This is a genomic window from Streptococcus oralis, from assembly GCF_001578935.1.
Lineage (GTDB): Bacteria > Bacillota > Bacilli > Lactobacillales > Streptococcaceae > Streptococcus > Streptococcus oralis_R.
In genome coordinates this window covers 541060-550745 of the sequence record NZ_KQ969521.1, presented here as the reverse complement: position 1 = coordinate 550745, position 9686 = coordinate 541060, and the positions used below count along the sequence as shown (strand labels likewise).

9 protein-coding genes and 2 pseudogenes are annotated in these 9686 nt (G+C 41.6%); 9 read left to right on the top strand and 2 right to left on the bottom strand.

Going from position 1 to position 9686, the window contains the following annotated elements:
• From SORDD15_RS02725 to SORDD15_RS02685, 9 genes and pseudogenes are all read left to right on the top strand, one after another.
• Nucleotides 1-483: pseudogene (locus SORDD15_RS02725) on the top strand (arginine decarboxylase); the annotation flags it as partial.
• A complete protein-coding gene (speE, locus tag SORDD15_RS02720) occupies nt 484-1344 on the top strand; it encodes a polyamine aminopropyltransferase (protein ID WP_061414110.1) in 861 nt (286 codons plus the stop codon).
• Nucleotides 1341-2600 (top strand): saccharopine dehydrogenase family protein, encoded by a 1260-nt coding sequence (locus tag SORDD15_RS02715; protein WP_061414108.1) that lies wholly within the window; start codon nt 1341-1343, stop codon nt 2598-2600. The genes speE and SORDD15_RS02715 overlap by 4 nt, the downstream gene beginning before the upstream one ends.
• On the top strand, nt 2600-3727 hold the full coding sequence (gene nspC, locus SORDD15_RS02710) for a carboxynorspermidine decarboxylase (protein ID WP_061414106.1): 1128 nt from the start codon (nt 2600-2602) through the stop codon (nt 3725-3727). The genes SORDD15_RS02715 and nspC overlap by 1 nt, the downstream gene beginning before the upstream one ends.
• Nucleotides 3724-4809, top strand: coding sequence for an agmatine deiminase (aguA, locus tag SORDD15_RS02705; RefSeq protein ID WP_061414104.1), 1086 nt, complete (start codon nt 3724-3726; stop codon nt 4807-4809). Before nspC ends, aguA begins: the two co-directional genes overlap by 4 nt.
• 9 nt (nt 4810-4818) lie before the next feature.
• Nucleotides 4819-5694: an N-carbamoylputrescine amidase gene (aguB, locus tag SORDD15_RS02700; RefSeq protein WP_061414103.1), complete on the top strand. Its 876-nt coding sequence runs from the start codon at nt 4819-4821 to the stop codon at nt 5692-5694.
• Nucleotides 5695-5838: 144 nt separating this feature from the next.
• Nucleotides 5839-6576 (top strand): annotated as a pseudogene (locus tag SORDD15_RS02695) (TraX family protein).
• Nucleotides 6577-6682: 106 nt separating this feature from the next.
• Nucleotides 6683-7384 carry a response regulator transcription factor gene (locus SORDD15_RS02690; protein ID WP_061414101.1) on the top strand — a complete coding sequence of 234 codons (702 nt, stop codon included), beginning with the start codon at nt 6683-6685 and terminating at the stop codon, nt 7382-7384.
• Nucleotides 7381-8259: a sensor histidine kinase gene (locus SORDD15_RS02685; protein WP_061414098.1), complete on the top strand. Its 879-nt coding sequence runs from the start codon at nt 7381-7383 to the stop codon at nt 8257-8259. Before SORDD15_RS02690 ends, SORDD15_RS02685 begins: the two co-directional genes overlap by 4 nt.
• Before the next feature lie 38 nt (nt 8260-8297).
• Here SORDD15_RS02685 and SORDD15_RS02680 read toward each other — a convergent pair whose 3' ends face one another.
• On the bottom strand, nt 8298-9050 hold the full coding sequence (locus tag SORDD15_RS02680; RefSeq protein ID WP_061414096.1) for an ABC transporter permease: 753 nt from the start codon (nt 9048-9050) through the stop codon (nt 8298-8300).
• Between the two features lie 10 nt (nt 9051-9060).
• On the bottom strand, nt 9061-9686 hold a 626-nt coding region (locus tag SORDD15_RS10440), incomplete at its 5' end, for an ATP-binding cassette domain-containing protein (RefSeq protein WP_231097612.1).

Genomic DNA, 9686 nt, shown 5'->3' with positions numbered 1-9686 from the left:
TCCGTTTATACTCAGGGTATTGGCTTAACAGGGATAGAGGTTTATGACCTCTTGCGAGATGAATACGATATTCAGATTGAGTTTGGGGATATTGGCAATATCTTGGCCTATATTTCCATCGGTGACCGCATCCAAGATATCGAACGTTTGGTCGGTGCTTTGGCTGATATCAAGAGACTCTACTCAAGAGATGGAAAAGACTTGATTGCTGGAGAATATATCCAACCAGAGTTAGTGCTGTCTCCTCAGGAAGCCTTTTATTCAGAGAGAAGAAGTTTAACCTTGGATGAGTCTGTTGGACAGGTCTGTGGGGAATTTGTCATGTGTTATCCTCCGGGAATTCCAATCCTAGCACCAGGTGAACGCATTACACGAGAAATTGTAGACTATATCCAATTTGCTAAGGAACGTGGTTGCTCCCTCCAAGGGACGGAAGATCCAGAGGTCAATCACATCAACGTCATTGAGAGAAAGGAGAACTAGATGGATTTATGGTTTTCTGAAGTTCATACTCCAGATGTGAAACTGTCCCTGAGAACAGCCAAGCAACTCTACGCTGGTAAGAGTGAATGGCAGGATATAGAGGTATTAGATACACCAGCTTTTGGAAAGATATTGATCTTAAATGGACATGTCTTGTTTTCAGATGCGGATGATTTTGTCTACAATGAAATGACGGTCCACGTTCCCATGGCTGTCCATCCCAATCCCAAGAAAGTCTTGGTTATAGGTGGTGGTGATGGCGGTGTTGCCCAAATATTGACGCTCTATCCTGAACTGGAGCAAATCGATATTGTGGAACCAGATGAGATGTTGGTTGAGGTCTGTCGTGAGTATTTCCCAGACTTTGCTGCGGGGCTAGATGATCCCCGTGTTACCATTTACTACCAAAATGGTCTTCGCTTTTTAAGAAACTGCGAAGATGACTACGATATTATCATCAACGATGCGACAGATCCCTTTGGCCATACAGAAGGGCTCTTTACCAAGGAATTTTACGGCAATAGTTACAGAGCTCTGAAGGAAGACGGTATCATGATTTACCAGCATGGGAGTCCTTTCTTTGATGAGGATGAGTCTGCTTGTCGAAGTATGCACCGTAAGGTTAATCAAGCCTTTCCAATCAGTCGGGTCTATCAGGCGCACATCCCAACCAGCCCAGCTGGCTATTGGTTATTTGGATTTGCATCGAAAAGATACCACCCTGTTAAAGATTTTGATAAGGAAGGCTGGAAAAAACGCCAGCTTTTCACGGAATACTATACTGCAAACTTACATGTTGGTGCCTTTATGTTGCCCAAGTATGTAGAGGACATTTTAGAAGAAGAGGAAGGAAAAAAATGAGTCGTTTATTAGTTATCGGATGTGGGGGAGTTGCCCAAGTTGCTATTTCAAAGATTTGCCAAGATAGCGAAACCTTTACAGAAATTATGATTGCCAGTCGTACCAAGTCAAAATGTGATGACTTGAAGGCTAAATTAGAAGGCGAAACAAATACTAAGATTGAGACAGCTGCTCTTGATGCGGATAAAGTAGAAGAAGTGATTGCCTTGATTGAAAGCTACAAACCAGAAGCTGTTTTGAACGTAGCTTTACCATATCAAGATTTAACAATTATGGACGCTTGTTTGGCAACTGGAGTCCACTATATCGACACAGCTAACTATGAGGCTGAGGATACGGAAGCCCCTGAATGGCGAGCTATCTATGAGAAACGTTGCAAGGAACTTGGTTTTACAGCCTACTTTGACTACTCATGGCAATGGGCTTATCAGGAAAAATTTAAGGAAGCGGGCTTGACTGCTCTACTTGGCTCAGGTTTTGACCCTGGTGTAACCAGCGTTTTCTCAGCTTATGCCCTCAAACACTATTTTGATGAAATCCACTATATCGACATTTTAGACTGTAATGGTGGGGATCATGGCTATCCATTTGCGACGAACTTTAATCCAGAGATTAACCTGCGTGAGGTTTCTGCACCAGGCTCTTATTGGGAAAATGGTAAGTGGGTCGAAGTAGAAGCTATGTCTATCAAGCGAGAGTATGATTTCCCTCAAGTTGGCCAAAAGGACATGTACCTCCTTCATCACGAGGAAATTGAGTCCTTGGCTAAGAATATTCCTGGTGTCAAACGGATTCGTTTCTTTATGACTTTTGGTCAATCTTATCTAACGCACATGAAATGCTTGGAAAATGTCGGACTCCTTCGTACGGATACCATTAACTTTAACGGTCAAGAAATTGTGCCAATCCAATTCTTGAAAGCCTTGCTTCCTGATCCAGCCAGCCTTGGACCACGTACAGTTGGAAAAACCAATATCGGCTGTATTTTTAGAGGTGTCAAAGACGGTGTTGAAAAGACTATCTATATCTACAATGTCTGTGACCACCAGGAATGTTACGCAGAAGTTGGTTCCCAAGCTATTTCTTACACAACGGGCGTTCCAGCAATGATTGGGACCAAATTAGTCATGAACGGTACCTGGAAACAAGCAGGGGTTTATAATCTCGAAGAATTGGATCCAGATCCATTCATGGAAGCTCTGAATGAGTATGGCTTGCCGTGGGTTGTGGTTGAAAATCCACAAATGGTGGACTGATGAAGATAGACCAAATTCCCACACCAGCCTATGTTATTGACCTAGCAAGATTAGAGGCCAATTGTCAGATTCTTCAACGGGTGCAGGAAGAGGCTAACTGCAAAGTTTTGCTAGCTCAAAAAGCTTATTCCCTCTACAAAACCTATCCTCTGATTAGCCAGTATCTGTCGGGAACAACTGCTAGTGGTCTCTATGAGGCCAAACTTGGAAAGGAAGAATTTCCAGGCCAAGTTCATGTCTTTGCACCTGCCTTTAAGGATGCAGACCTGGAAGAATTGCTAGATATTGCAGATCATATCGTCTTCAACTCGGTGAGACAGTTGCGTACACACGGTCTTCGTTGCCGAGAGGCTGGCATTAGTGTCGGTTTGCGCCTCAACCCTCAATGTTCAACTCAAGGAGATCACGCGCTCTACGACCCTTGCGCACCTGGCTCCCGTTTTGGAGTTACCCTAGACAAGATACCGAGTGATTTGCTGGATTTGGTGGATGGACTTCATTTTCATACCCTTTGCGAACAGGGGGCAGATGACTTAGAGACGACTTTAAAAGCAGTGGAAGCGCAATTTGGTCCCTATCTTCATCAGGTCAAATGGCTCAATATGGGTGGCGGCCACCACATCACAAGAGAAGACTACGATGTGAATTTGCTGATTTCTGAAATCAAGCGTATCCGAGAAACATACAATCTTGAAGTTTATATCGAGCCGGGTGAAGCCATTGCGCTTAATGCGGGCTATCTAGCAACTGAGGTATTGGATATTGTAGAAAACGGTATGGATATCTTGGTTTTAGATGCTTCTGCAACCTGTCATATGCCAGACGTACTTGAAATGCCCTATCGACCACCTTTGAGAAATGGATTTGAGGCGCAGGAAAAAGCCCATACTTATAGACTTTCTTCCAATACTTGCCTGACGGGTGATGTGATTGGCGACTATAGCTTTGAAAGTCCAGTTGAAATTGGAGATAGACTTTACTTTGAGGACATGGCAATATACTCATTTGTCAAAAATAATACTTTTAACGGTATTGGCTTGCCAAGTCTCTATATCATGGATGAAAATGGAGATTGTGACTTGGTCAAGGCTTTTGGTTATCAAGACTTTAAAGGGAGATTATCATGATGGACAGTCCAAAAAAATTAGGCTATCGTATGCCAGCAGAGTATGAACCCCATCATGGCACCCTCATGATCTGGCCAACTCGACCAGGTTCATGGCCCTTTCAAGGCAAGGCTGCCAAAAGAGCATTTACTCAGATTATCAAGACCATAGCAGAAGGGGAAAGGGTTTATCTTTTGGTGGAGCAGGACCATCTATCTGAAGCTCAATCCTATCTTGGAGACAAGGTTGTTTATCTAGACATTCCTACTAATGATGCCTGGGCTCGAGATACTGGTCCAACCATCTTGGTCAATGACAAAGGAGAAAAGTTAGCCGTCGATTGGTCTTTCAATGCCTGGGGTGGCGTTGTGGACGGTCTTTATCAAGATTACGAAGATGATGACCAAGTAGCCAGTCGTTTTTCTGAGTCCTTGGAAATTCCTGTTTACGATGCTAAACCTTTTGTACTGGAAGGAGGAGCGATTCATAGCGACGGTCAAGGAACTATTCTGGTGACAGAAAGTTGCTTGCTCAGTCCAGGCCGCAATCCGCACCTGAGTAAAGATCAAATCGAACAAACCCTACTTGAAAGTCTTGGAGCTGAAAAAGTGATTTGGCTTCCTTACGGGATTTACCAAGATGAGACCAATGAACACGTTGATAATGTCGCAGCATTTGTGGGATCTGCGGAGCTGGTTTTAGCTTGGACAGATGACCAAACTGATCCTCAGTACGCTATGTCGCTTGCGGACTTGAAATTTTTAGAGCAAGAAACGGATGCAAAAGGGCGTCCCTTTAAGGTTCACAAACTTCCCATTCCTGACCGTTCGCAAGTGGTGACAGAAGCAGACTTGCCAGGATTTTTCTATGAAGAAGGGGAAGAAGAACGTTATGCGGGTGAGCGACTTGCAGCTTCCTATGTCAACTTTTATATTGCCAATCATGCAATCTTGGTCCCTCAGTTTGAGGATGTGAACGACCAAGTGGCCTTAGATATCCTTAGTAAGTGTTTCCCAGACCGTGAAGTGGTAGGAATACCAGCCAGAGATATTCTTTTAGGTGGGGGAAATATCCACTGTATCACCCAACAAATTCCAGAATAGGAGAACGAGATGAGAAATGTAAAAGTTGCAGCAATTCAGATGCAATGCGAAAAAGAGGTGGCGACAAATATTGCGGCAGCTGAGCGTTTGGTTCGACAGGCCGCTGATCAGGGAGCTCAGATTATTCTGTTACCAGAATTGTTTGAACGTCCTTATTTCTGTCAAGAACGCCAGTATGACTACTATCAATATGCCCAGTCTGTCACCGAAAACACAGCGATTCAGCATTTCAAAGGTGTAGCTCAGGAACTAGCTGTTGTCTTGCCGATCAGTTTTTATGAAAAAGATGGCAATGTCTTGTATAATTCAATTGCAGTCATTGATGCAGACGGGGAAGTGCTAGGTGTCTATCGAAAAACGCATATTCCAGACGACCATTATTATCAGGAAAAGTTTTACTTTACGCCTGGAAATACTGGTTTTAAGGTGTGGGAGACCCGCTATGGAAAGATTGGAATCGGGATCTGTTGGGATCAATGGTTTCCAGAAACAGCGCGTTGTTTGGCTTTAAATGGAGCTGACTTACTCTTTTACCCAACGGCTATTGGTTCAGAGCCAATTTTGGATACAGACAGTTGTGGTCACTGGCAACGTACTATGCAAGGGCACGCAGCAGCAAATATTGTCCCAGTCATTGCAGCCAATCGTTACGGTTGGGAAAAAGTCACTCCTAGTGAGGAAAATGGTGGACAGAGTTCCAGTCTTGATTTTTATGGTAGCTCCTTTATGACAGATGAAACGGGTGCGATTCTTACCCAGGCTGAGAGACAAGGGGAAGCTGTTTTACTTGCGACTTACGACCTTGACAAGGGAGCAAGGGAACGCTTAAACTGGGGCTTGTTTCGAGATAGAAGACCAGAAATGTACCAACGAATTACGGACTAGAAGGTAACTTTCATAATAAATTTTTGATATTCACGCCGGTCTTACAAAAATGTAAGATAGGCTTTTTAAATGTAAGATGGGTGTACGATTATACGTGGAAATGTATGCTATACTCTATGTAAATCAAAAAGAAAGAGGTTTATTATGAAAAAATGGAATGCGACTCAGTTGAAGTATCTGATGGCGGCAGTAATGGTTCTAGACCATATTCCGCATATTACCGGAATTGTTTCTCCTCTGTGGGAAGGTATCTTCCACGCTATGACGCGTTGTGTGGGAGTTTGATTTGCGTATATGGCTATGGAAGGATTCATCCATACTCGAAATTTGAAAGACTATCTCATCCGTCTCTGGTCTTGGGCGTTTATCATGTTTGCTGGAAATAGCCTACTCAATGCCCTATTTGCATCCAAAGGAGTAATGGTCAATAATAATATTTTCTTTACTTTGGCCATCGGTGTCACCATGCTTTGGATTGGTTTTCCTCGAAAAGAGCTGGATCAAAAAGAGAAGTTGTGGCGTCGGATTGGGCTTGCTGGTCTCTTGATTTTCGGTTGTCTTTTTACCGAGGGTGGTATCACCATGCTACCATTTCTCTTGATTAGTTACTCTTGTCGGAATCGCAAGGGATTGCGAAATCTCCTATATGCCTTTCTGTGGGCCTTCTTGTTAGTGACTTCCATCCAAATTTACGACACTTGGTACCAGACACTGGAAATGATGCTTTTCAATTCTGACTGGCTCTTTATCACAGTATTTCCATTTATGGCCTTGTATAATGGACGGCGAGGTAAGGAAACCGTCTGGAGTAAATATTTCTTTTATATTTTCTACCCAGCTCATATATGGATTATAACCTTGATTGCTTACTTGCTTAAGTAGATTCAATATTCATTAGCTCCTTCTTGCTTAAAATGTGAGAGGAGCTTTTCTGTATCTGGAATTCCCAACAAAACATGTTATAATAGTTTTAGAAAGGGCGAGGTTTATGGCGAGCATACTTGTAATTGAAGATAATAATGAAATCCAGGAAATCTTAAGAATCCTTCTTGCAGAGGAACATGAGGTGATACAAGCATTTTCTGGCACAGAAGGTATAATGCAATTTGATAAAGGTGGCATCGATCTCGTCTTGCTAGATATCATGCTCCCTGGGAAAAATGGCGACCAAGTCTTGCAAGCCATTCGACAAACTAGTCAGACTCCGGTCATCATGCTTACTGCTTTAGGTGATAAAAAGCTCATCAGCCAATATCTCCTAGACGGTGCCAATGATTACATAGTGAAACCTTTTGATTTGGACGAAGTATTTGCCAGAGTCACCGTGCAATTACGCCAAAGTGGTGAACATCAGTCAGAAAATCGAAGAGAAATTGATAACCTCGTACAAAACTTTAAAACTATCCAGTTCGATGCGGATAGTTTTGAAATAAGTAACGCAACTGAAACCATTCGCCTTGCAAAGAAAGAGTGTCAGATTCTCCAAATGTTGCTCCAGCATCCTAAAAAGATCTTCACCAAAGAAGAACTCTATGAATTGATTTGGGAAGAAAGTTACCTGCCTGGAGACAATACACTCAACACCCATCTAAGCAATCTCCGTAAAAAACTGCATCAACTGGATCCAAATCATGAGTACATCGAAACCATTTGGGGAGTTGGTGTTCGATTAAAAGGAGACAAGCAATGATTTACATTTTGATATCAATATTGCTCCTTACTAACATCATTTTGGCGATTTCTTTGATTCGCTATCATATAGCAATTAGAGATTTAAGCAGACAAATCGAAGAAAAGATTCGCTCTGGTGGCATGAAGAGGATCGGTGTAAATTTCTTTTCAAAGGCCATTTTGCGTCTACATAACCAAATTGAGAATCTATTTCAAGAAGTGGAGCAAAACCAGCTAATCATGAAGCGTGAAAAACGCACCTTAGATATGGCAATCAGTAACATTGCTCATGATATTCGTACACCTTTGACAATCGCTTCAGGATATACCCAGCAACTAATAAAACACCCTGATAATAGTTCAGAAACCTTAAATAAAATAGCCCATCATCAGGATTTGGTTTCCAAACGTCTGGAAGCTCTTCTTGAATACCGTCATTTGATGGAAGGAGCAGTCAAACCGAAACTGGAAGAACTTGATTTATCAACTTTTATAACGAAAAAGACTTTAGCTTATTACGACGTTTTTCAATCTTCACAGATTGTTCTTGATTTTAATGTTGAACCAGGATTGAAAACGGCGACTGATGAGGACTTGCTTGATCGAATTATACAAAACCTTCTTGGAAATGTTCTCAAGCACGGCAAGGAGAAAGCTCGACTTTCTTTGAAAAAGGAAGAAAATAGGCTTGTTTTGGAAATTGATAATCTAGTCAAAAAATCTATCAAGAATATAGACAATCTCAGCAATCGTTTTTATTCTGAAAATATGTCGGATACTGAAGAATCCTCTGGTTTAGGTCTCTATATTACCGAGGAATTAGTTCATCTTCTTGGAGCGGAAATGAAGCTAGCCACTGCTGGAGAATGGTTTTCGGTCTTTATTTATCTTTAACAGAAGAAACCTCCTCTATATCCTAGAGGAGGTCCTTTTTATAAGCTTTTCTTCTTGAAAATAGTCAGTCCACTGAAAGAGAAGAAAAGTATGACCGTTACGCAAACCGTGATGGTATAGAGAATAGCTTGACTATTAGTAGTCATAGCATAGGCAAAATCTAGAATGAAATATCGTAAAATTTCGATATCTGGAAAAATAAGCATTGGCACAGAAAGGATGATAGAGCTGACCAAATAACCAATAAATACCGCAAGATAAGAGTGACTAACATAGAGAATAAAGGAAACAATGGAAAGCCAAGCAAGGAGGCAAAGGAATTGAAGGGAAATGGTTATCAATAGATTGCCAATAAAACCATCCGGCATTGTACCAAGTCCGTTTAGTAGAGTTGAGGGAACAAAAGCAATCACAAGGCTGGCGATGAGCTGCAAGAGAGCGATACTTGCTAGTACAAAGGATTTAGCAAGGAAAAACTCTGTACGAGAAACGCCAACAGTCAAAGTATTTTTGTAGAGTTTTCCGATTAGATCAACTCCGAGAACGAGACATGCTAGAACAATGCAGAGAAAAACGAGGTTTGAACCATTGCTAGACGTGTTGATAAGAGCTTGAACGCCGTCCCAACCATGGGTTGGAGTCTCTGGTGGTGTTGTATTTACTGCCATTAGATGTCCTGTAACACCAATAGTAGCACCCAGTAACATAAGTATAAAGAGAATGAATTCTGTAATCCAGAATCCTTTGGAGCGAAAAAGACGGTAAAAATCTGCTTGAATGGTATGTATCATGATTTTTCTCCTATTCTACCAATTGGGTGAAGTATTCTTCTAGATTTTGACGGGCATAGTAAATCTCGTCAATAGCGACATCTGCCAAGGTTAATTCCTTAAGAATCTGTTTGACATCTTGTTCCTGACCAAAGATATGGATTTCATTTTCAGGATTGACAACCTTAAACTGGAGTTGGATTTGTTCTTTCAATACCTGACAAGCTTTTTCTTTGTCGCTTGTTTTAAGCACAATATAATCCTCACTCAGTGTTTCAAACTCAGCTTTACTAATTTCACGGATAATCTTACCTTGATCCAGAATACCAAAGCGATTAGCTAGGAGATAGAGTTCTGATAAGATATGGCTAGAGATGAGAATGGTTATGCCTTTTTCTTGATTGAGCCGCTGAATCATGAGGCGAAATTCTTTGATTCCAATTGGGTCGAGACCATTAATGGGCTCATCAAGAATCAGGAAATCAGGTTTGGATAGGAGGGCAATAGCAATGCCAAGCCTTTGTTTCATTCCTAGTGAGAAATCACGAAAGACTTTTTTTCCTGTATCTGACAAACCAACATAGTCTAAGGTTTCATGAATCACCTTATCAGCATTTGGAATATGACGTATTATACAATAATATTTAAGGTTTTGAT

What these genes read in the sequence shown, in the direction of transcription:
- speE (WP_061414110.1), top strand. Translation starts at nt 484, where the DNA reads ATGGATTTATGGTTTTCTGAAGTTCATACTCCAGATGTGAAACTGTCC.
- SORDD15_RS02715 (WP_061414108.1), top strand. Translation starts at nt 1,341, where the DNA reads ATGAGTCGTTTATTAGTTATCGGATGTGGGGGAGTTGCCCAAGTTGCT.
- nspC (WP_061414106.1), top strand. Translation starts at nt 2,600, where the DNA reads ATGAAGATAGACCAAATTCCCACACCAGCCTATGTTATTGACCTAGCA.
- aguA (WP_061414104.1), top strand. Translation starts at nt 3,724, where the DNA reads ATGATGGACAGTCCAAAAAAATTAGGCTATCGTATGCCAGCAGAGTAT.
- aguB (WP_061414103.1), top strand. Translation starts at nt 4,819, where the DNA reads ATGAGAAATGTAAAAGTTGCAGCAATTCAGATGCAATGCGAAAAAGAG.
- SORDD15_RS02690 (WP_061414101.1), top strand. Translation starts at nt 6,683, where the DNA reads ATGGCGAGCATACTTGTAATTGAAGATAATAATGAAATCCAGGAAATC.
- SORDD15_RS02685 (WP_061414098.1), top strand. Translation starts at nt 7,381, where the DNA reads ATGATTTACATTTTGATATCAATATTGCTCCTTACTAACATCATTTTG.
- SORDD15_RS02680 (WP_061414096.1), bottom strand. Translation starts at nt 9,050, where the DNA reads ATGATACATACCATTCAAGCAGATTTTTACCGTCTTTTTCGCTCCAAA.